This window comes from Allobranchiibius sp. CTAmp26, assembly GCF_017565405.1.
GTDB lineage: Bacteria > Actinomycetota > Actinomycetes > Actinomycetales > Dermatophilaceae > Allobranchiibius.
Genome location: NZ_JAGEKR010000005.1, coordinates 86,787 through 107,800, shown reverse-complemented (window position 1 = coordinate 107,800; position 21,014 = coordinate 86,787). Strand labels below are relative to the sequence as shown.

Genomic DNA, 21,014 nt, shown 5'->3' with positions numbered 1-21,014 from the left:
TCCACCGTGAGTTCACTGACTCGCGTGTTCATCGCGCGCATCTCCGGCCTGACGGTCCTCGATCCCCTCGGGGATCAGGTCGGTCGAGTGCGCGACGTGGTCGTCGTCTTCGCCTCGACCGGTGCGCTGCGCGCCATCGGCCTGGTCATCGAGGTCCCCGGCAAGCGCCGGGTCTTCGTGCCCATGACGAGGGTCACCAGCATCGACGCAGGCGCCGTCATCACCACGGGTCTGGTCAACATGCGCCGCTTCGAGCAGCGGACGAACGAGACCCTGGTGCTCGCGGAGATCCTCGACCGCGAGGTCAACGTGCGGTACGAGGCGGAGGTCTTCACCGGGCTCGTCGAGGACCTGGAGATCGAGCAGAACGCCCGCCGCGACTGGATGGCCACCAAGGTCTTCGTACGCCGCTCGATCCCCGTCTCGGCCGCCTCCAAGGCGATGTCCCGGCTGACCCGACGGCGCAGCGGCACCACGGTGCTGGTCCCCGTCGCCGACGTCACGGGTCTGCGCCACCAGCCGGAAGCGCAGAGCGCCGAGCGACTGCTGGAGACCTACGAGGACCTGCGGGTCGCCGACCTGGCCGAGGTCATCCACGACCTGACCCCCAAGCGCCGCGGGGAGGTCGCCGCTGCCCTGGACGACGACAAGCTCGCCGACATCATGCAGGAGCTGCCCGAGGACGACCAGGTCGAGATCATGACCGGCCTGGACGTCGAGCGGGCCGCCGACGTGCTGGAGGCGATGGAGCCCGACGACGCCGCCGACCTGCTCGCCGACCTGCCGCCCGCGCAGGCCGAGCAGCTGCTGCAGCGGATGGCCCCCGACGAGGCCGAGCCGCTGCGCCGCCTGATGGAGTACGACGAGAACACCGCCGGCGGCCTGATGACCACCGACCCCGTCGTCCTCGGCCCGGAGGCCACCATCGCCGAGGCTCTCGCACTCGTACGCCGCGAAGAGGTCGCGCCCGCTCTGGCGTCCTCGATCTTCGTGTGCCGCCCGCCGCTGGAGACCCCCACGGGGCGGTTCATCGGGGTCGTCCACACCCAGCGCCTGCTGCGCGAACCGCCGGCCTCCGCGGTCGGCATGATCATCGACAAGACCGTCGAGGCGGTCGCCGACGACGCGCCGCTCGGCCATGTGACCCGCACGCTCGCGACGTACAACCTGGTGAGCCTGCCGGTGGTCGACGACGCCGGACGGCTGCTCGGCGCCGTCACCGTCGACGACGTGCTCGACCACATCCTTCCCGAGGACTGGCGGGAGGCCCGGCACGAGGGTCGCCGCTACACGCAGGCGTCCGGGTCGGATACGGCGAGCGCGTCATGACCGACGTCGACACCGGCCGCAAACGACGCGGCGGACGATCTCGCGCGACCCACGAGCGGCGCGAGCGGGACCGCATCGATCAGCCCCAGGAGATCCGCCGGGGGTTCATGCCGAAGTTCCAGCTGGACGGTGACCGGTTCGGGGTCCTGAGCGAGCAGTTCGCACGGTTCATGGGCACCGCGACGTTCCTGATCTGGATGAGCGTCTTCGTCATCATCTGGCTCGCGTGGAACTGGCTCGCGCCGGTCTCCGTGCGCTTCGACCCATACTCGTTCACCTTTCTCACGCTCGTGCTCAGCCTGCAGGCGTCCTACGCCGCACCCCTGATCCTGCTGGCGCAGAACCGCCAGGACGACCGCGACCGGGTCGCGCTGGAGCAGGACCGCAACCAGAACGCGCGCAGCCTCGCCGACACCGAGTTCCTCACCCGCGAGGTCGCCTCGCTGCGGGTCGCGATGCGCGAGACCGCCACTCGCGACTTCGTCCGGTCGGAGCTGCGGTCGCTGCTGGAGGAGATGGAGGAGCGCGGTCACCTGCGCTCCGCCGACGATCCTGGCCCGTCGGCGTCCGCCTCCCCCACCGGCAAGGGCTGACCCACCGGACCGGTTCTACACTTGCGGACATGCCCACCCCCACGGTCGACGCCGTTCGTGATGCCCTCTCCCGCGTCCAGGACCCGGAGATTCACCGACCCATCACCGAGCTCGGCATGGTCGAGAGCGTCGAGGTCAGCGACAGCGGCCACGTCACCGTCACCATCCTGCTGACCATCTCCGGCTGCCCGCTGAAGGCCAAGCTCACGACCGACACCACCCAGGCGGTGCAGGCGGTCGAGGGCGTGACCGGTGTCGACGTGCGCCTCGGGGTGATGAACGACGAGCAGCGCGGCGCGCTCAAGGACCACCTGCGCGGCGGTGCGCAGGAGCGAGAGATCCCGTTCGCCAAGGCCGGTTCGCTGACCCGGGTGTACGCCGTGGCGTCCGGCAAGGGCGGCGTCGGCAAGTCCTCGGTGACCACCAACCTCGCCGCCTCGCTCGCCAAGCAGGGCCTGCGGGTGGCCGTGGTCGACGCGGACATCTACGGCTTCTCGGTGCCGCGGATGATGGGCGTGGAGCGAAAGCCCACCCAGGTCGACGACATGATCCTGCCGCCCGACAGCCACGACGTGAAGGTCATCTCGATCGGCATGTTCGTGCCCGGCAACCAGCCCGTGGTGTGGCGTGGTCCGATGCTGCACCGCGCGCTGCAGCAGTTTCTGGCCGACGTCTTCTGGGGCGACCTGGACATCCTGCTGCTCGACCTGCCGCCGGGCACCGGCGACATCGCGATCTCGGTCGCCCAGCTCATTCCGAACTCCGAGATCCTCGTGGTCACCACCCCCCAGCAGGCAGCCGCCGAGGTCGCCGAGCGGGCCGGTGCGATCGCGCTGCAGACCCACCAGCGCATCGCCGGCGTCATCGAGAACATGTCCTGGCTGGAACTGCCCGACGGCAGCCGCCAGGAGCTCTTCGGCAGCGGCGGTGGCGCCGCGGTCGCCGCGTCGCTGAGTCGTTCGATCGGCGCGCCGGTCGAGTTGCTCGGCCAGGTGCCGCTCGACACCAACCTGCGTGAGGGCGCCGACGAGGGCGTGCCGGTCGTACTGCGCAACCCCGACAGCGCGGCGGCCGTCGCGTTGCGCGGGATCGCGGCGGGCCTGGGCAGCCGGTCCCGTGGTCTCGCCGGTCGCTCCCTCGGCCTGACACCCGCCGGGCGGTAGCCGACTGCCGGCCGACCGGCCGGAATGCTTGACCTCCGGGCCGGGTTGGCACTGATAGTGGCTCGTACCCCGACCGGGGGGCGCGCACGACGCAGTGCAGACCCGAGAGGAACGGCATGAGCAACGACGGGCAGCAGGCCAACATCGGGGTCGTCGGCCTCGCGGTCATGGGATCCAACCTGGCGCGCAACCTCGCGTCGCGCGAGGGCAACACCGTCGCGGTCTACAACCGCACCCAGGCGCGTACCGACGAACTGATGCAGGAGCACGCCGACGCCGGTTTCGTGGCGTCGGAGTCGATCGAGGACTTCGCGGCCTCCCTCACCAAGCCGCGCACCGCGATCATCATGGTGCAGGCCGGCAAGGGCACCGACGCCGTGATCGACCAGCTCGCCGACCTGTTCGAGGAGGGCGACATCATCGTGGACGGCGGCAACGCCAACTTCCACGACACGATCAGGCGCGAGAAGCAGCTGCGTGAGCGCGGCCTGAACTTCGTCGGCACGGGTATCTCCGGTGGCGAGGAGGGCGCCCTGCACGGGCCGTCGATCATGCCGGGCGGTTCGGCCGAGGCGTGGGAGACCCTGGGGCCGATCCTGCGCTCCATCGCCGCCGTCGCCGAGGGTGAGCCGTGCGTGACCCACGTCGGCACCGACGGCGCCGGACACTTCGTGAAGATGGTGCACAACGGCATCGAGTACGCCGACATGCAGCTCATCGCCGAGGCGTACGACCTGCTGCGCCGCGTGGGCAAGCACTCCACGAGCGAAGTCGCCCAGATCTTCACCGAGTGGAACGACGGCGACCTGGAGTCCTACCTGATCGAGATCACCGCCGAGGTCCTGAAGCAGACCGACGCCGACACCGGCAAGCCCCTGGTCGACGTCATCGAGGATCAGGCCGGCTCCAAGGGCACCGGCGTCTGGACCGTGCAGAACGCCGTCGGACTGGGCATTCCGGTGTCCGGCATCGGCGAGGCGGTCTTCGCCCGGGCGGTCTCCTCCAAGCCCACCCAGCGGGCCGCGGTGCGCAGGACCGCCGCGTCACGACCGCAGATCCAGCAGGTCGGCGACGGCTTCGAGGACGACGTCCGCGCGGCGCTGTACGCCTCCAAGGTGGTCGCCTACGCGCAGGGCTTCGACCTCATCATCGCGGGGGCCAAGGAGTACGACTGGGACATCGACCTCGGCGACATGGCCAAGATCTGGCGCGGCGGCTGCATCATCCGCGCGCAGTTCCTGAACCGCATCGTCGAGGCGTACGACAAGAACCCCGACCTGGAGACCCTGCTCGAGGACCCCTACTTCGCGAACGCGGTCGCCGAGGGCGATGCCGCGTGGCGGCGCATCGTCGGCATCGCGGCGGCCTCGGGCATTCCGGCGCCGGGATTCTCCTCGGCGCTCGCCTATTACGACGCCCTCTCGTCGGAGCGGCTGCCGGCCGCGCTCGTGCAGGGACTACGTGACTTCTTCGGAGCCCACACCTACCAGCGGGCGGACAAGGACGGCACGTTCCACACCCTGTGGTCCGGCGACCGCACCGAGATCGAGACGGAGCCCTCGACGCACTGAGCGCACGCAGACACTGCCGGGCGGGGCCTCAGGTGGCGTCGACGTCGTACGGCGTGGCGCGGTCCGGGTCCCACCGGCGGTGGTCCTCGTGCGCGGCGATCCCGTCGTGGCCGAGGTAGGGCGCCTGCTCGGTCGGCTCACCGGAGGCGTCCTCCTCGTCGTAGAGGGCCTGCCGGATGATCTTGCGCGGGTCGTACTGACGGGGGTCGTACTGGCGCCAGTCGATGTCCTCGAAGTCCGGCCCGAGCTGGTCCTTCAGGTTGCCCTTGGCGCCGTTGGCCATGTCACGGGCCTGCTTGACGAAGGTCCGCAGTTTGGCCAGGTACTCCGGCATCCGCTCCGGCCCGATGAGGACCATGGCGGCCACGAGCAGGATCAGCAGTTTCCACGACGTGATCCCGAACATGTCACCATCCTCCCTGCGAGCCTCAGTTGTTCGATGCGTTGGTCTGCACCGCGACACTACGGCTGCCGCCGTTGCTCGTGATGGTCAAGGTCACCGTGGCGCCGAGCGGCTTCGATCGCAGGGCCACGATGAACGCCGTGGGACCGGCCACCTCGACCCCGTCGATCGCGGTGATCACGTCGCCGGTGGCGACCCCGGCACGCTGTGCACCGCCGCCCGCGTCCACGCCCCCGACGCGCACGCCGGTCCCCTCGTAGTTCGGGTCCACCTGGATGCCGATGCTGGGGTGCTCGGCCTTGCCCGTCCTGATGAGCTGGTCGACCGTGCGCTGCACCTGCGCCGACGGGATCGCGAAGCCCACGCCGATGTTGCCGCTCTGCTGGCTCCCCGACCCGTCGCCGCCCGTGCTGGCGATCGCCGAGTTCACTCCGACGACCCGGCCGTGCATGTCCAGCAGCGGACCACCGGAGTTGCCCGGGTTGATCGCCGCGTCGGTCTGCACGGCGTTCAGGTAGGACACATCCGACATGGACTGCCCGGTGCTGACCGGTCTGTTGAGCGCGCTCACGATGCCCGTAGTGACCGAACCGGTCAGCCCCAGCGGCGCGCCGACCGCGATGACCGACTGGCCGACGATGAGGGCGTCGGAGTCGCCGTACGCCAGAGTCGGCAGCGTGCCGTGATTGACCTTGATGACGGCCAGGTCGTACGACGCGTCGGCCCCGACGATCCGGGCGGACGCCTGGCTGTCGTCGGAGAACTGCACGGTGAGCCGGCCGCTGGCACCTGCACCCTCGGCGACGTGGTTGTTGGTGACGATGTATCCGCTGGAGCGGATGACGAAGCCGGACCCAGTGCCCACCGGCTTACCCGTGGAGTCGGCGATCTGGATCGTCACGACGCTGGGCAGGGAGCGTTTGGCGATCGCGCTCACCTGGTCGCTGCCCGCCACGTCAGTGGCGTCCGCGTCGTAGTGGTGGGTGATGATCGCGCCACCCGCACCACCGACCGCGCCGGCGACCAGCGCGAGGACGAGCGCGCCGCCCGCGAGCAGCCCGGCGCGGCCCTTCCGGGGCTGCTCGGGATTCGCTGGCGGACCGGCCGAAGGAAACGGCTGCTGGGGCCCGGACGGCGTCATACCCGAGATTGTCGCTTACGACGCTGCTCAGTGACCGCCGGACCGCACCATCGCCGCGCGGACCACGGGGTCGGCGACCGGCTCGGTCACCGAGCCGTTCGCGGCACGCGGCGCCTGCCGTACGACGGAGGCTCCCCCGCGCTGCAACTGGCCCGGTGTCCCGCCGGGTGCGCCCACGGGCACCTGCACGGCGACGAGGGCGGCCCCGACGCACCCGGCGACCGCGAACACGGCGCAGGCCACCGAACGGCGCGCGGAGGCGTACTGCGCGGGCGCGGACGTCGCCAGGGTGGCCGGGCCGTGCGGCCGGATGGGTGTGCACTCACGGCGGACCTCCTGCGCCAGGTGCATCAGTCCGGCCGCGAGGTCGTGCTGACCCTGGTGACCCAGGGTGAAGCTGCGCATCCGTGCGATCACGTCGCGCTGCTCCTGCACGAACGCCCGACAGTGCAGGCACACCGACAGGTGCCGCTCGACCGCGCAGGTGCGTGCCGCGTCGAGCATGTCGTCGACGTAGTCGCAGAGGACATCGGTGTCGTGTCGATCCCGCATGTCCTGGCCGTCGCGCACGCGGATCACAGGGATCCCGCCGGCATCACCGGCATGCCGAGACCCGGCCGCGAGGCCACCGGCGTCGACGTCTGCGGGCGGGGCGCCCGGTGCGCGAGCGCCTCGCGCAGCTGAGCCCGGCCGCGGTGGATGCGCGATCGCACGGTTCCCAGCTTCACATCCAGGGTCGCGGCGATCTCCTCGTAGGACAGGCCCTCGATGTCGCAGAGCACCACGGCCGCGCGGAAGTCCGGCGCCAGGGCGTCCAGCGCCCGCTGGATGTCGTCGTCGAAGTGCGCGTCGACATAGGTCTGCTCCGGGCCGCTCTCCCGGCTCGGGAGCCTCGCCGCGGACTCGTCGGAGAGCGCGTCGAAGCGGATGCGCTGCTTGCGGCGCATCTTGTCCAGGAAGACGTTGGTGGTGATCCGGTGCAGCCAGCCCTCGAACGTCCCGGGGCGGTAGGAGCCGAGCGAGCGGAACACCCGCAGGAAGACGTCGTGGGTGAGGTCCTCGGCGTCGTGCACGTTGCCGGTCAGCCGGTAGGACAGCCGGTAGACGCGGGCGGAGTGCTCGGTGACGATCTCCTCCCAGGTCGGCGGCACCCATCCTGCGGGGGCCTCGTCGGGCACGACCGTGCGGGTCGTCCGAGCCGTCGACTGGGCATGCTGGGTCGTCATGACCTCAGCCTCGCCAGGTCCGCTGTGTGTGGGCTGTGCCCTTGCTTGGCAGCCTCGATGCGGTGCATGACCTTCTCAACGTACGACGGGTCACAAATGTTCTCCCGCCGACATCGGGATCGGTGCCGCATTGGTATGTACTGCCGCGGCCCGGCAGACTGCACCCATGCAGATGCGAGCGTCCAGCTGGAGCTACGCCGAGGACTTCGTCACCGAGCCCGACGCGATCGCCCGCGCCCGCGACCGCGGGGAGAAGCTCGGCGCGGTCCCGGTCGGCACCGGCACGGGCGCCGCGTTGCAGACCCTGGCCGCCGCGGCCCGGGCGATGTCGGTGGTCGAGGTCGGCACGGGAGCGGGCGTCTCCGGTCTGTGGTTGCTGTCCGGGATGCCGGCGCGTGGTGTGCTCACCACCATCGACCTCAGTGCGGAGCACCAGAGCGCGGCGCGCGAGGCGTACTCGGAGGCGGGCATCGCACCGCACCGGTTGCGGATCATCTGCGGCAACGCGTTGACCGTGCTCCCGCGACTCACCGACAGCGCGTACGACATGGTGCTGGTCGACGGCCACAAGCCGGACTATCCCGCGTACGTCGAGCAGGGGCTGCGCCTGTTGCGGCCCGGCGGGGTGCTGGCGATCGACAACATGCTGTGGCACGACCAGGTCGCCGACCCGGTGGCGCGCGACGAGTCCACCACGGTCCTGCGCGACCTCGGCAAGTCGCTGCGCGACGACCCTTCGCTGCGGGTCGCGCTCCTGCCGGTCGGCGACGGACTGCTGACCGCCATCACCTCCGACACGCGGGGCTGAACGACCCGACGACGCACGAAGGCCCCAGCCGTGGAACGGGTGGGGCCTTCGTCACGGTTGAGGGTCGGATCAGCCGATGCAGCCCTTGATCGCATCGCCGAGCGCGGCGGCCTCCTCGGCGTTCATCTCGACCACCAGCCGGCCACCGCCCTCGAGCGGCATGCGCAGCAGGATGCTGCGGCCCTCTTTGGTGACCTCGAGCGGACCGTCTCCGGTCCGCGGCTTCATCGCCGCCATGGTGCTCCCTTCGGTGGCGTGACGCCTTCGCGCCACCCGCCACGCAGCTGTCCGATCGATCTGCTGGCCGGAACGGCCTCGCAATTGCGCCTTATTATCGCCGAACCGGGTGCGTTGCGGAAATCCGCCACTCGCCGAAGACCCGCCCCCACCAGGAGGAGACCCCCGATGACGTCCGCCGCCCCGCAGGCCGAACACCCCGTCGTAGTGACTCGCGTGGACGGTGTCGCCACCGTCCGGCTGAACCGGCCCGACGCGATGAACGCCTTGGACCTGGCGACGAAGGAGTCGCTGCTGGCCACCCTGCGGGACCTGGCGGCGGACACGCAGGTGCGCGCGGTCGTCCTGACCGGCACCGGCAAGGCTTTCTGCGTTGGACAGGACCTCAAGGAGCACGTGACGCAACTGCGCAGCGGCGAGCCGCTGTCCTCGACCGTGGAGTCCCACTACAACCCGATCGTGACCCTGCTGCTCACCATGGACAAGCCGGTGATCGCCGCCGTGAACGGCGTCGCCGCGGGGGCGGGCGCCTCACTGGCGTTCGCGGCGGACGCCCGGATCGTCGCGGACACCGCAGGCTTCAACACCTCGTTCGCGGCGATCGGGCTGTCGAGCGACACCGGGTCGTCCTGGACGTTGCCACGGCTGATCGGCTACCCGGCGGCGCGCGAACTGCTGATGTTCCCCCGCACCGTCCCGGCCGACGAGGCGCAGCGGCTGGGACTGGTGACCCGCCTCGTACCGGCGGCGGAGCTGGACGAGACCGTCGCGCAGTTCGCGGCGCAGCTCGCGGCCGGACCGACGCTGGCCTACGCCTCGATCCGGCAGGCGCTGGCGTACTCCGCCGGCCACGATCTGGCCTCGTCGCTGGCGCACGAGGCGGAGCTCATGGCGCGCACCGGGAGTTCGCAGGACCACGCGGCCGCCGTCGAGGCGTTCCTGTCCAAGACCCCCGCCCGCTTCGAGGGACGCTGAGACTCAGATCGGGTTGCCGACGGGCGGCACGAACCGCAACAGCGTCCACGCCCACCAGACCTGCCAGCCGAGCGACAGCACCAGGAAGATCGCGCACCGCAGCGTGACCAGCACCCTGCGCTCGCGGTGTACCCATCCCACACCGAGCGCGACCGGCACCAGAGGGAAGAGGAACATCGCGTAGCGGTAGGTGCTGGTCCACACGTCGACCGTGGCGACGAGGTACGCCGCGTACGCCACGGTCCAGCCCAGCAGGACGGGCCCGAGCGCCCGGGCCCAGGGACCGGTGACCATCGCCACGAAGGTTGCGAGCAGGGCCACGAGGACGACGGTCGCCCCGACCTTGCCGAAGAGCAGCTCGAAGTTGCGCACCCAGGGCTGGAAGAACACCACGCCGTCGGCACGCCAGGCGCCCTGGGTCTCGAAGTAAGCCGACCGGACGCCGGTCACCCGACCGGCGATCTGCGCCCACAGCAGCGCCCCCACCAGGCCGGCGCCCGCCACCGCCGCCATGCCGCCCCAGTCGCGGCGGCGCACGGGCCGGATGGCGCGCTCGCGCCACCGGGCGACGGCGACCGCCAGCACCACCAGGACCATGGGCGCGGCGATGGGCCGAGTCAGGCCCATCGTGAGGGCGAGGAGGGCGGCGATCATCCACCGATCGCGCTCGAGGGCCAGCAGGAAACCCATGAGGATCAGCAGCGCCAGCGATTCGGTGTACGTCATCTGCAGCGTGATCGACGGCGGTAGCGCGCTGAAGACGATCACGCTGGCGAGTGCGGCCGGTGCCCCGATCCGGTCCCGGAGCAGGACGGCCATCACGGCCACCGCGGCGCCGCCGAGCACCAGGGACAACAGCGAACCGGCCACCGCGAACGACGCCCCGGTCACCACGACCAGACACTTGACGGCGAGCGGGTAGAGCGGCAGGAACGCCCAGGCGTTCTGGGCAACCTTCCCGTCGGGGTTCACCGGGAGATGGCGGGGATAGCCGTGCCCGGCGATCTCCTGGTACCAGCGGCCGTCCCACATCCGGGTCTCGTCCCAGTAGGTCGCGTGGCCGCCGGGAACGCCGCCCGGCACTCCGTCCACCGGCTGGTGGCGGGCCAGCCAGATCATCAGCACGGCGGAGAACGTGCGGCACAGCAGGTAACCGAGGACGGTCAACGGCAGCAGGCGGCGGCCGGCGAGGCCCCGCCAGTCCGTCCTCGCCCGCGCGACACCCCGGGCGGCCAGCAGCGTGGTCATGCGGCTGCCGTCGCGCGGTGGCAACCCCGCAGGTGGTCGTCGACGACACCGCAGGCCTGCATCGCGGCGTACATCGTGGTGGGCCCGACATGCGCGAAGCCGGCCGTCTTGAGGGACTTGGCCAGCGCCACCGATTCCGGTGACGTGGCGCGGACGTCGTCGAGCCGGGCGGGTGAGGCGTGGGTCGCCGGAGCGTGCGACCAGAACAGCTCGTCGAGTCCGCCGGTCGCCCGCATCGCGAGGGTGGCACGGGCGTTCGCGATCGCGGCCTCGATCTTGCGGCGGTTGCGCACGATCCGGGCGTCCTGCAGGAGCCGCTCGACGTCGGCGTCGTCGTACGCCGCGACGACCTGCGGGTCGAAACCGTCGAACGCCGCGCGGAAGCCCTCCCGCTTGCGCAGGATCGTCAGCCAGGAGAGCCCGGACTGGAACGCCTCGAGCGTGATCCGCTCGAGCAGAGCGCGCTCGCCGTGGACGGGGACACCCCATTCGGTGTCGTGGTAGGTCAGGTACTCCGGGCTCGATCCCCAGGCGCAGCGCGCCAACCCGTCGTCCCCGACGACCACCCCGTCGGCCGTCACTGCGCCTCCGCGGCCGCGACGATCTTCTTCAGCACCCCTGCGTAGAGGGCGCGGCTGATCGGCCGGCTGACCGGCCTGCTCAGGGCGGCGAGCGGAGCGGGCGCCGGGCGTACGTCGGTCACCCAGGTCAGCTGGGAGCCGGTGGGGGTGGGCGTGACGGTGAAGGCGACGGTGCCCGCGAGGACCCTGCCCAGTTTGCGGATGGCGAACGACCCCGGCCCACCGTCCCGCGGGGGCACCCAGGCGGTCACCACCATCGGGTCCGGCATCGCCAGCGGGCCGAGCCGGCTGGTCGCGGTGAAGTGCTGCCCCACCCCGGCGGCCTCGTCGGCGACGGACATGTGGGTGAGCGGGAAGTAGTCGCCGTGCCGCGACCAGTCGGACGCGACCGCCCACACGGCGTCGGCCGAGGCGGTCGTGTCGCGCGTCATCCGGATGACGGCCACGGCTCAGTCCCGCCGGTGCTGCGGCAGCGAGGCCTCGGCGCGCAGTCGCGCGATCTCGTCGTCGCGCTCCCCCAGGGCCACCACGAGCCGATCGAGGACGTCGTCGACCTGACCCATCCGGTAGCCGCGCAGGGTCTGGTCGAAACGCACCGACTCCACGTCCTCGGTGGCGAGACGGCCCTCCGGGAGGCCGGTGTACGGCGTGGTGGCGGTCGGCTCGTCCATGTGGCCGCCGTACCAGCCGGCGACGCCGGCGAGCACGGCACCGACCAGCAGCACGAGGAGCACCAGGAGGAAGACCGTCACCGCGCCAGACTATCCGCCGCACCGGACACCGACCCCGGTACCGCGGTCACTCCGGGCGGCTCGCGGCGATGACCGCGTTCTCCTTCACGATGGCCTGCACCGCGTCGGCCGGGGTGTCGACGACCTGCAGCCGCGCCACGTCGCTGGCGGCGATCATCCCGTGTTCGAGCACGGTGGTGCCGAGCCACTCGATCATCGGCTCCCAGAACGAGCGCCCGATGAGGACGACCGGGAAGCTGGTCACCTTCTGGGTCTGCGCCAGGGTCAGGGCCTCGAACAACTCGTCCAGGGTGCCGAAACCGCCGGGCAGCACGACGTACCCCTGCGCGTACTTCACGAACATCGTCTTGCGCACGAAGAAGTAGCGGAAGTTCACGCCCAGGTCGACGTAGTCGTTGAGGCCGGACTCGAACGGCAGCTCGATGCCGAGGCCGACGCTGGTGCCACCCGCCTCGTGCGCGCCCTTGTTGGCGGCCTCCATCGCCCCCGGTCCGCCGCCGGTGATCACCGCGTAACCGGCCTCGACCAGCAGCCGCGCGACCTCCTCACCCATGGAGTAGAGGTCCGACCCGGGCTTCAGCCGCGCGGAGCCGAACACGCTGATCGCCGGACCCAACTCGGCGAGCGTGCCGAACCCCTCGACGAACTCCGCCTGGATGCGCATCACCCGCCACGGGTCGGTGTGCACCCAGTCGGTGTCCTGGTCCTTGTCCAGCAGCCTCTGGTCGGTCGTGGTGGCGGGCAGGTACTTGCCGCGCATCGTGCTCGCACCCTTGCGGTGCGTACGCCGCCCGCTCATGCCAGCCACCGGGTGAGCGCCGCCAGCGCGTCCTCGATCTGCTGCTCGGGGCAGCGTTCGTCGTCGGTGTGGGCGAGATTCGGATCGCCGGGACCGAAGTTCACCGCAGGGATGTCCAGAGCCGCGAAGCGAGCCACGTCGGTCCAGCCCTCCTTGGCCACGACGGGCAACCCGAGCGCCTCGACGAACGCCTGCGCCGCGGGCTGGTCCAGACCCGGCCGGGCGCCGATCGCGCAGTCGCCGAGCGTCACGTCGAACCCGCTGAACACCTGCTGCACGTGCGCGAGCGCCTCCTCCGCGGACTTGTCCGGTGCGAAGCGGTAGTTGACGCTCACGGTGCAGACGTCGGGGATCACGTTGCCGGCGATGCCGCCGCGGATGCCGACGGCGTTGAGCGCCTCGTGGTAGTCCAGGCCATCGACGTGCACGGTCGCCGGCTCGTACGCCGTGAGCCGCGCCAGCACGTCGCCCGCGTCGTGGATCGCGTTGTGTCCGTTCCAGGGTCGCGCGGAGTGGGCGGAGATCCCCTTGGTGACGACGTCGACGCGGAGGGTGCCCTTGCAGCCGCCCTCGATGCCGCCGTTCGTGGGTTCGAGCAGTACCGCGAACTCGGCGTCGAGCAGGTCCGGCTGCTGCTCGCCGATGCGTTTCAGGCCGTTGAACTCCTCCTCGATCTCCTCGCAGTCGTAGAAGATGAACGTGACGTCCCGCGACGGGCTGGGCACCCGCGCGGCCAGCGCGAGCTGCACCGCGACACCGCCCTTCATGTCGGTGGTGCCACGACCGACCAGCGTCCCGTCGACGCGCCGTACGGGGATGTTCGGCGGATCGGTCAGCGGCACGGTGTCCAGGTGTCCGGCGAGCACCACCCGCTCGGAGCGGCCGAGCTCGGTGCGGGCGACGACCACGTTGCCGTCGCGGATGACGTCCAGGTGCGGCAGAGTCAGCAGCGCGGCCTCGACCGCGTCGGCGAGCGCACGCTCCTGCGTGCTCACGGAGGCGATGTCGCACAGGTCGGCGGTCAGGGTGACGACGTCTCTGGTCAGATCGAGCGCGGTGGGGATCGGCATACGCCACATCCTGTCCCATCGGTCACGGTGCGCCGCCGAACCCCGGTCCGCGCAGCACCCCCCAGGCCCAGACGATCTGCAGGATCACGAACGCCGCCGCCCATCCGACCGCGCGCGAGCCCTGACGCCCGCTCGGTCGAGCGCGGCCGGCGCCGATGAGCACCACGGCCAGCGGGAACGCCGGAAGGAGGTAGCGCACCACGCTGGCGTTGACGAGGGCGGCCGCCGCGATGTACCCGAGGTAGGCGACCACCCAGATGCGCAGCACCCACCCGAGACGCTGCGCCCAGGGTCCGAGCGCCAGCGCGAGGATGCCGACGCCGACGGCCGCGGCGATCGCGACACCGATCGGCATGGGCACGACCCGGCCGAGCTGGCTGAGCAGCGAGCCGAAGGGGTGCGCCTTGTCGGTGAACTGCCAGGCGAGCTCGGTGAGGACGTAGCCGTTGCGGACGCCGGTACGCCATCCGACGTACGCCGCCCAGATCCATCCCGCGAGCGCCGTACTCACCACCATCACCACGATGCGGACCCGCTCGCCGACGGGCAGAGGACGGTCCTCGCGGGCGCGCCACCGCAGCCACGCCGCGACGAGGGCGACGACCACCAGCGGCGGCCCGAGTGGCCGCGCCAAGCCCACCACAGGTGCCAGTACCGCTGCCAGCAGCCACTTCTCGCGAGTCAGCGCCCACAGCAACGCGCCTAGCAGCATCATCGCGAGCGACTCGGTGTAGGCCATCTGCAGCGCTGGGGACGCGGGGCTGGCGGCCCACAGGATGGCCGCGACCGCTGCCGCCGCGGGTCCGACGAACCGGCGTAGCAACACCACCAGCACGGCCGTCGCCGCGACCCCCAGCACCAGGCTGAGGGTCGTGGCCACAACCGGGAACGACCCGCCGGTCGCCCACATGAGCACGCGGACCAGGCCGGGGTAGAGCGGCAGGAAGGCGTACTCGTTCTCGGCCACCGATCCGTCCGGACGGTGCGGCAGCGTGGCCGGGTAGCCGTGATCGACGATCCGGCGGTACCACTGACCGTCCCACTGGGTGGCGACGCCGAAGTAGTCGCGGGACGGGTGGCCGTACGCGTGCTGCCCGACCCAGATGATGATCAGCGCCGAGATCACGCGCAGCACGACGTACCCGGCGCACGCGGTGAGCACCGGGTGGGTGCGCAGCATCTGACGGACGGACACGTGCGCCAGGGTCGCAGATCAGCTGAAGCCGGCGGGCTCCCGCACGGTGTACGACGCCTCGAGACGCTCGCACTCGGCGTCGCTGAGCTCCAGGTCGACCGCCGCGATCGCGTCGTCGAGGTGGGCGGTCTTGGTGGCGCCCACGATCGGCGAGCTCACCACGGGGTTGCGCAGCACCCAGGCCAGCGCGACCTGCGCGCGGCTGACGCCACGTTCGTCCGCGACCTTCGCCACCTCGTCGACGATGGTCCGGTCCTCGTCTCGATAGAGGGACTTGCCGAAATCGTCCGTCTCGCTGCGGGTGCTGGTGGCGTCCCAGTCGCGGGTGAGTTTGCCGCGGGCCAGCGGGCTCCACGGGATGGACCCGATGCCCTCATCGGCCAGGAGCGGGAACATCTCCCGCTCCTCCTCGCGCTGCAGCAGGTTGTAGTGGTCCTGCATCGTGACGAACCGGGTCCAGCCGTTCGCGTCGGCGACGTGCAGCGCCTTGGCGAACTGCCACGCCCACATGGAGGAGGCGCCGACGTAGCGCGCCTTGCCCGACTGCACGACGTCGTGCAGAGCCTCGACCGTCTCCTCGATCGGGGTCTCGGGATCCCAGCGGTGGATCTGGTAGAGGTCGACGTAGTCGGTGCCGAGTCGTCGCAGGCTCTCGTCGATCTGGGTCATCACGGCGCCGCGGGAGAGGCCGGCGCCGTTCGGGCCCGGGCCCATCCGGCCGTTGAGCTTGGTCGCGATGACGACCTCCTCACGGCGGGCGAAGTCCTTCAGCGCGCGTCCGGTGATCTCCTCGCTCGACCCGGCCGAGTAGACGTTCGCGGTGTCGAAGAAGGTGACCCCGGCCTCGATCGCCTGCCGGAAGAACGGCCGGCTGGCCTCCTCGTCGAGGCTCCACGGGTGGGGTCCGCGCTGCGGATCTCCGTAGCTCATGCAGCCCAGCGCGATCTGCGAGACCTGCAGCCCCGTCGTACCCAGTCGGGTGTACTTCATCCCACGCTCCTCGTCATCGGTTTGCTTTCCTATGCGACCGTACGCCGACACGCACCGACTCCGCGTCGGGGACGGCCTGTTACGACAGGTCGCTCACCTACCCTGGGGCCATGACGCGCACCGCCTGGGGTCATGGCCTCACGACCACGACGTACGACGGCACCGTCCTCGACACCTGGTACCCGACACCCCACCTCGGCGACGCGCCCGCGGACGACCCGTACTCCACCCCTGCGCGGCTCGCGGCCCTCGCCGGCGACGACATCGCGCGCCGGGTCAAGACCGCGACGGTGTCGACCCAGGTCGACCTCGACCTGCCGCCGGCCGACGTGCCCGACGCGTACCTGCGGCTGCACCTGCTGTCCCACCGGCTCGCACGACCCAACTCGATCAATCTCGAGGGACTCTTCGGGGTCCTGTCGAACGTGGTGTGGACCAGCGCGGGTCCGTGCCCGGTCGAGGGGTTCGAGGAGACCAGGATGCGGTTGAAGATCGACGGACCGGTGCATGTCTACGGCGTCGACAAGTTCCCGCGGATGACCGACTACGTCGTCCCGTCCGGTGTCCGCATCGCCGACGCGGACCGGGTCCGCCTCGGCGCCCACCTGGCCTCCGGCACCACCGTGATGCACGAGGGGTTCTGCAACTTCAACGCAGGCACGCTCGGCACCTCGATGGTCGAGGGCCGCATCGTGCAGGGCGTCGTCGTCGGCGACGGCAGCGACATCGGTGGCGGCGCCTCGATCATGGGCACCCTGTCCGGCGGCGGCACGGAACGCGTCTCGATCGGCGAGCGTTGTCTCATCGGCGCTCAGGCCGGCGTCGGCATCTCGCTCGGCGACGACTGCGTGGTCGAGGCAGGGCTGTACGTCACCTCCGGCACCAAGGTCACCCTCGACGACGACTCGGTGGTGAAGGCACGCGAACTGTCGGGGCGCTCCTCGATGCTCTTCCTGCGCGACTCCACCACCGGAGTCGTGCGCTGCCGGGGTCGCCAGGGCCACGGCATCGCACTGAACGACGTCCTGCACCAGAACTGAAAGCGTCACCCTCCCCCACATGCCATTCCGTAAGAAACAGGACCCGCACGCCCACGACCGCGAATTCGACGGGCTCTACGACGAGCACGAGTGGGACGACCACGATCCCGTCGGGCACTTCGACTTCCAGGACGCACCGCGCCGTCGCCGCGGCTGCGGGTGGACCGCCGGCTGCCTGGTGCCGGTCGTGCTCGTGGCCGCCGTGGCCGGTGGCGCGTACTACGGCTACCAGCACCTGCTGGACAACTTCGGTTCTCCCACCTGCCAGTTCACCGCGAACGGCAGCTTCGACTACTCCCCCGAGCAAGCCGCGAACGCCGCGACCATCGTCGACGTCGGCACGATGAGGCTGGGCCTGGAGCCGCGCGCCGGCGAGGTCGCCATCACCACCGCGATCACCGAGTCCAAGCTGCGCAACCTGACCTACGGCGATCGCGACTCCCTCGGGCTCTTCCAGCAGCGACCCAGTCAGGGCTGGGGTACGCAGGCCGAGATCCTGGACCCGGTGCACTCCAGCGCCGCCTTCTACAACAAGCTCACCCAGATCGACGGCTGGCAGGCGCAGGCCGTCGAGGTTGCGGCGCAGGAGGTGCAGCGCTCGGGCGTGCCGACGGCGTACGCCGACCACGTGTCGGCCGGTCAGGTGCTTACCGCCTCTCTCGACGGCAGCTCGCCGGAGAAGGTCACCTGCCGTCTCGACCCGGCCAAGACCTCCTCCACACCCGCCGCGGTGGTGGCGAAGATCGCGAATCAGACGGGTCTGCAGGCCACGGCCGGCGCCTCGGGTGTCACGTTCCGCGCCCGCAGCACCGACCGCGCGTGGACCGTCGCCGCCTGGGCGGTGACGCACGCCGAGGCCGAGGGCATCACCAGCGTCACGGTCGGTGACCGGGAATGGAAGCGGCACCGCGGACGCGACGGCGCGAAGTGGATCGGTGCGAGCACCCCGGCCGGGTCGGCGACCAGCGTGCGGATCGACCTCGCCGGCCGCTGACCGGCACCTTTTCCTCGTTTTGGCCCGCTCGGCCCCGAACGTGCATCGACCCCCGCCGCGCACCGTCGTTTCGGCCCGCTCGGCCCCAAACGAGCACCGACCCCCGGCGCCCCCTCTCGTTTCGGCCCGCTCGGCCCCGAACGTGCACCATCCCCTGATGCGACCGCTCGTTTCGGCCCGCTCGGACCCAGACGTGCACCATCCCCGGATGCGACCGCTCGTTTCGGACCGCTCGGACCCGAACGTCCACCGACATCACGTACGACGGCCGGTCACCCCGCGGGGTGACCGGCCGTTGTAGCTGAGTGGATCGCCCTACTTGGCAAGGCCCTTCATGATCTCGCGCATCAGGTCGGCGGTCGCGGACGGCGTCTTGCCGACCTTCACGCCGGCGGCCTCGAGGGCCTCCTGCTTGGCGGCCGCGGTGCCGGACGACCCGGACACGATCGCACCGGCGTGGCCCATCGTCTTGCCCTCCGGCGCGGTGAAACCGGCCACGTAGCCGACGACCGGCTTGGTGACGTGGTCCTTGATGTACGCCGCGGCGCGCTCCTCGGCGTCGCCGCCGATCTCGCCGATCATCACGATGGCGTCGGTCTCGTCGTCCTTCTCGAACGCCTCGAGACAGTCGATGTGAGTGGTGCCGATGATCGGGTCACCGCCGATGCCGACCGCGCTGGAGAAGCCGAACTCCCGCAGCTCGTACATCATCTGGTAGGTCAGCGTGCCCGACTTGGACACCAGCCCGATGCGACCGGCGCCCGCGATGTCCGCGGGGATGATGCCGGCGTTGGACTTCCCGGGGCTGATCAGACCGGGGCAGTTCGGCCCGACGATGCGGGTGGTGCCCGACGCCACGGCGTGCGCGTAGAACTCCGCGGTGTCCTTGACCGCGATGCCCTCGGTGATCACGACCACCAGCGGCATGGCGGCGTCGATGGCCTCCACGACAGCGGCGCGCGCGAAGGCCGGCGGCACAAAGACGACCGACACGTCGGCGCCCGTCTCCTTCATCGCCTCGGCGACGGTGCCGAAGACCGGCACGCTCTTGCCGCCGTCGAAGTCGACCTGCTGGCCCGCCTTGCGCGGGTTTACGCCGCCGACGATGGAGGTGCCCGAGGCGAGCATCCGGGTGGTGTGCTTCATGCCCTCGGAGCCGGTCATGCCTTGCACGACGACCTTGGAGTCGGCGTTCAGAAAGATTGCCATTACGAGTGATCCGTCCTCTACGTCTGTCAGCGTGCGGCGAGCTCGGCGGCCTTGGCCGCGGCGCCGTCCATGGTCTCTTCGATGGTCACCAGCGGGTGGTCGCGGTCGGCCAGGATGCGCCGCCCCTCCACCACGTTGTTGCCGTCGAGGCGTACGACGAGCGGCTTGGTCGCGCCGTCACCCAGGGTGTCGAGCGCGCCGACGATGCCGTTGGCGACCGCATCGCACGCGGTGATCCCGCCGAAGACGTTCACGAAGACGCTCTTGACCTGCGGGTCGCCCAGGATGATGCCGAGTCCGTTGGCCATCACCTCTGCCGACGCACCGCCGCCGATGTCCAGGAAGTTCGCCGGCTTGGGGTGGGCGCCGGCCGGGTTGGTGACCTTCTCACCGGCGTACGCCACGACGTCCAGGGTCGACATGACCAGACCCGCGCCGTTGCCGATGATGCCGACGTCGCCATCGAGCTTGACGTAGTTGAGGCCCTTCTCGTGCGCCTGCGCCTCGAGCGGGTCGGCGGCCGACCTGTCCTGCAGCGCCTGGTGATCCGGGTGACGGAAGTCCGCGTTGTCGTCGAGGGTCACCTTGCCGTCGAGGGCGACGATCGAGCCGTCGGCGGTCTGCACCAGCGGGTTGACCTCGACAAGCGTCGCGTCCTCGTCGCGGTAGACCTCCCACAGCTTCTGCAGCACCGGCGCGACCTTGGCGCCGGTCTCCTCGTCGAACCGCGCGGCCTGGACGATCTCGCGGGCCTTCGCCTCGTCGATCCCCACGATCGGGTCGACGGCGACGCGGGCGAGCGCGTCCGGCCGCTCGACGGCGAGCTGCTCGATCTCCATGCCGCCCTCGACCGAGCACATCGCCAGGTAGGTGCGGTTGGACCGGTCGAGCAGCACCGAGAAGTAGTACTCGTGCTCGATCTGAGCGCCCTGGGCGATCATCACGGTGCCCACGGTGTGGCCCTTGATGTCCATGCCGAGGATCTGCTCGGCGTACGTCGTGGCCTCGGCGGGCGTCTTGGCGACCTTCACACCGCCGGCCTTGCCGCGCCCACCGGTCTTGACCTGCGCCTTCACGACGGTGACGCCACCGCCACCGATCTCCTGGGCGACCTGCTCGGCCTGCGCCGCGTCGGTGATGGTTTTGCCCGCGAGCACCGGCACGCCGTGTGCCTCGAACATGTCGCGCGCCTGGAATTCGAACAGATCCACGTCTGAGCCGTCCTCAACGTCCTAGAAAATATGCCGCCTCGGACTGTATCCCCGCGCAGGGGTCGTGCTCAGACGACCCCGACGTGCGCGCGTACCCAGCCGACGATCTCCCCCGTGGTGGCACCCGGGGTGAACACGGTGGCGACCCCGAGCTCGGCCAGCTGCGGAATGTCCTCCTCGGGGATGATCCCGCCGCCGAAGACGACGATGTCCTGCGCGTCGCGGTCCTTCAGCAGGGCCGTCACCTTGGCGAAGAGGGTCATGTGCGCCCCGGAGAGGACCGACAGGCCGACGGCGTCCGCGTCCTCCTGGATCGCCGCCTCCACGATCTGCTCCGGTGTCTGGTGCAACCCGGTGTAGATGACTTCCATACCGGCGTCACGCAGGGCCCGGGCGACGACTTTGGCTCCGCGGTCGTGTCCGTCGAGCCCGGGTTTGGCGACGACGATCCGCAGGGGGCGATCACTTGTGGTGGTCAT

24 protein-coding genes are annotated in these 21,014 nt (G+C 70.6%); 8 read left to right on the top strand and 16 right to left on the bottom strand.

The annotated features are described in order from the left end of the window. The first annotated feature begins 6 nt into the window (after positions 1 to 6). The 4 genes from J4030_RS03840 (at position 7) to gndA (ending at position 4,656) form a co-directional block, all read left to right on the top strand. A complete protein-coding gene (locus J4030_RS03840; protein ID WP_208047885.1) occupies positions 7 to 1,329 on the top strand; it encodes a magnesium transporter MgtE N-terminal domain-containing protein in 1,323 nt (440 codons plus the stop codon). After that, positions 1,326 to 1,922: a DUF1003 domain-containing protein gene (locus tag J4030_RS03835; RefSeq protein ID WP_208047884.1), complete on the top strand. Its 597-nt coding sequence runs from the start codon at positions 1,326 to 1,328 to the stop codon at positions 1,920 to 1,922. Before J4030_RS03840 ends, J4030_RS03835 begins: the two co-directional genes overlap by 4 nt. Positions 1,923 to 1,951: 29 nt before the next feature. Further along, positions 1,952 to 3,085: an Mrp/NBP35 family ATP-binding protein gene (locus J4030_RS03830; protein ID WP_208047883.1), complete on the top strand. Its 1,134-nt coding sequence runs from the start codon at positions 1,952 to 1,954 to the stop codon at positions 3,083 to 3,085. A 116-nt stretch (positions 3,086 to 3,201) separates the two neighbouring features. After that, positions 3,202 to 4,656 (top strand): NADP-dependent phosphogluconate dehydrogenase, encoded by a 1,455-nt coding sequence (gene gndA, locus J4030_RS03825; protein WP_208047882.1) that lies wholly within the window; start codon positions 3,202 to 3,204, stop codon positions 4,654 to 4,656. Between the two features lie 28 nt (positions 4,657 to 4,684). On the opposite strand, the gene J4030_RS03820 is transcribed toward gndA, so the two are convergent. The 4 genes from J4030_RS03820 to sigE are packed head-to-tail and all read right to left on the bottom strand — an operon-like array spanning position 4,685 to position 7,426. After that, entirely contained in the window at positions 4,685 to 5,062 is a 378-nt protein-coding gene (locus tag J4030_RS03820) for a preprotein translocase subunit TatA (protein ID WP_208047881.1), read from the bottom strand. Between the two features lie 22 nt (positions 5,063 to 5,084). After that, positions 5,085 to 6,200, bottom strand: a complete 1,116-nt coding sequence (locus tag J4030_RS03815) for a S1C family serine protease (RefSeq protein WP_208047880.1) — start codon at positions 6,198 to 6,200, stop codon at positions 5,085 to 5,087. Positions 6,201 to 6,227: 27 nt separating this feature from the next. Next, on the bottom strand, positions 6,228 to 6,752 hold the full coding sequence (locus tag J4030_RS03810; RefSeq protein ID WP_208047879.1) for an anti-sigma factor: 525 nt from the start codon (positions 6,750 to 6,752) through the stop codon (positions 6,228 to 6,230). A gap of 23 nt (positions 6,753 to 6,775) precedes the next feature. Further along, on the bottom strand, positions 6,776 to 7,426 hold the full coding sequence (sigE, locus tag J4030_RS03805; protein ID WP_208047878.1) for an RNA polymerase sigma factor SigE: 651 nt from the start codon (positions 7,424 to 7,426) through the stop codon (positions 6,776 to 6,778). Between the two features lie 172 nt (positions 7,427 to 7,598). On the opposite strand from sigE, the gene J4030_RS03800 reads away from it, so the two are divergent. After that, positions 7,599 to 8,234, top strand: coding sequence for an O-methyltransferase (locus tag J4030_RS03800; RefSeq protein WP_208047901.1), 636 nt, complete (start codon positions 7,599 to 7,601; stop codon positions 8,232 to 8,234). Between the two features lie 69 nt (positions 8,235 to 8,303). Here J4030_RS03800 and J4030_RS03795 read toward each other — a convergent pair whose 3' ends face one another. Continuing rightward, entirely contained in the window at positions 8,304 to 8,471 is a 168-nt protein-coding gene (locus J4030_RS03795) for a DUF3117 domain-containing protein (RefSeq protein ID WP_083450321.1), read from the bottom strand. A gap of 168 nt (positions 8,472 to 8,639) precedes the next feature. On the opposite strand from J4030_RS03795, the gene J4030_RS03790 reads away from it, so the two are divergent. After that, positions 8,640 to 9,446, top strand: a complete 807-nt coding sequence (locus tag J4030_RS03790) for an enoyl-CoA hydratase/isomerase family protein (protein ID WP_208047877.1) — start codon at positions 8,640 to 8,642, stop codon at positions 9,444 to 9,446. A gap of 3 nt (positions 9,447 to 9,449) precedes the next feature. Here the strand turns inward: J4030_RS03790 and J4030_RS03785 are convergent, their stop codons facing one another. The 8 genes from J4030_RS03785 to J4030_RS03750 are packed head-to-tail and all read right to left on the bottom strand — an operon-like array spanning position 9,450 to position 16,081. Continuing rightward, positions 9,450 to 10,694, bottom strand: a complete 1,245-nt coding sequence (locus J4030_RS03785; protein WP_208047876.1) for a hypothetical protein — start codon at positions 10,692 to 10,694, stop codon at positions 9,450 to 9,452. Next, the gene (locus J4030_RS03780) at positions 10,691 to 11,275 is read right to left on the bottom strand and encodes a DNA-3-methyladenine glycosylase I (RefSeq protein ID WP_208047875.1); all 585 of its coding nucleotides are present in this window, start codon (positions 11,273 to 11,275) and stop codon (positions 10,691 to 10,693) included. The genes J4030_RS03785 and J4030_RS03780 overlap by 4 nt, the downstream gene beginning before the upstream one ends. Further along, positions 11,272 to 11,706, bottom strand: coding sequence for an SRPBCC family protein (locus J4030_RS03775; RefSeq protein ID WP_208047874.1), 435 nt, complete (start codon positions 11,704 to 11,706; stop codon positions 11,272 to 11,274). The genes J4030_RS03780 and J4030_RS03775 overlap by 4 nt, the downstream gene beginning before the upstream one ends. Before the next feature lie 18 nt (positions 11,707 to 11,724). Beyond that, entirely contained in the window at positions 11,725 to 12,027 is a 303-nt protein-coding gene (locus tag J4030_RS03770) for a DivIVA domain-containing protein (protein ID WP_208047873.1), read from the bottom strand. Between the two features lie 46 nt (positions 12,028 to 12,073). Beyond that, positions 12,074 to 12,826, bottom strand: a complete 753-nt coding sequence (locus J4030_RS03765; protein ID WP_208047872.1) for a TIGR00730 family Rossman fold protein — start codon at positions 12,824 to 12,826, stop codon at positions 12,074 to 12,076. Next, positions 12,823 to 13,896, bottom strand: a complete 1,074-nt coding sequence (gene dapE / locus J4030_RS03760) for a succinyl-diaminopimelate desuccinylase (RefSeq protein ID WP_208047871.1) — start codon at positions 13,894 to 13,896, stop codon at positions 12,823 to 12,825. Before dapE ends, J4030_RS03765 begins: the two co-directional genes overlap by 4 nt. Before the next feature lie 22 nt (positions 13,897 to 13,918). Further along, the gene (locus J4030_RS03755; RefSeq protein WP_208047870.1) at positions 13,919 to 15,091 is read right to left on the bottom strand and encodes a hypothetical protein; all 1,173 of its coding nucleotides are present in this window, start codon (positions 15,089 to 15,091) and stop codon (positions 13,919 to 13,921) included. Positions 15,092 to 15,109: 18 nt separating this feature from the next. Then, a complete protein-coding gene (locus J4030_RS03750) occupies positions 15,110 to 16,081 on the bottom strand; it encodes an aldo/keto reductase (RefSeq protein WP_208047869.1) in 972 nt (323 codons plus the stop codon). Between the two features lie 110 nt (positions 16,082 to 16,191). Here J4030_RS03750 and dapD point away from each other — a divergent pair, with 110 nt between their 5' ends. Both dapD and J4030_RS03740 read left to right on the top strand, forming a co-directional pair. Further along, the gene (gene dapD, locus J4030_RS03745; protein WP_208047868.1) at positions 16,192 to 17,121 is read left to right on the top strand and encodes a 2,3,4,5-tetrahydropyridine-2,6-dicarboxylate N-succinyltransferase; all 930 of its coding nucleotides are present in this window, start codon (positions 16,192 to 16,194) and stop codon (positions 17,119 to 17,121) included. A gap of 19 nt (positions 17,122 to 17,140) precedes the next feature. Continuing rightward, positions 17,141 to 18,115 carry a hypothetical protein gene (locus tag J4030_RS03740; RefSeq protein WP_208047867.1) on the top strand — a complete coding sequence of 325 codons (975 nt, stop codon included), beginning with the start codon at positions 17,141 to 17,143 and terminating at the stop codon, positions 18,113 to 18,115. Between the two features lie 315 nt (positions 18,116 to 18,430). Here the strand turns inward: J4030_RS03740 and sucD are convergent, their stop codons facing one another. The 3 genes from sucD to J4030_RS03725 form a co-directional block, all read right to left on the bottom strand. Then, positions 18,431 to 19,324 (bottom strand): succinate--CoA ligase subunit alpha, encoded by an 894-nt coding sequence (sucD, locus tag J4030_RS03735; RefSeq protein ID WP_208047866.1) that lies wholly within the window; start codon positions 19,322 to 19,324, stop codon positions 18,431 to 18,433. A gap of 26 nt (positions 19,325 to 19,350) precedes the next feature. Next, positions 19,351 to 20,535: an ADP-forming succinate--CoA ligase subunit beta gene (sucC, locus tag J4030_RS03730; protein ID WP_208047865.1), complete on the bottom strand. Its 1,185-nt coding sequence runs from the start codon at positions 20,533 to 20,535 to the stop codon at positions 19,351 to 19,353. A 68-nt stretch (positions 20,536 to 20,603) separates the two neighbouring features. Continuing rightward, the gene (locus tag J4030_RS03725; protein WP_208047864.1) at positions 20,604 to 21,014 is read right to left on the bottom strand and encodes a cobalamin B12-binding domain-containing protein; all 411 of its coding nucleotides are present in this window, start codon (positions 21,012 to 21,014) and stop codon (positions 20,604 to 20,606) included.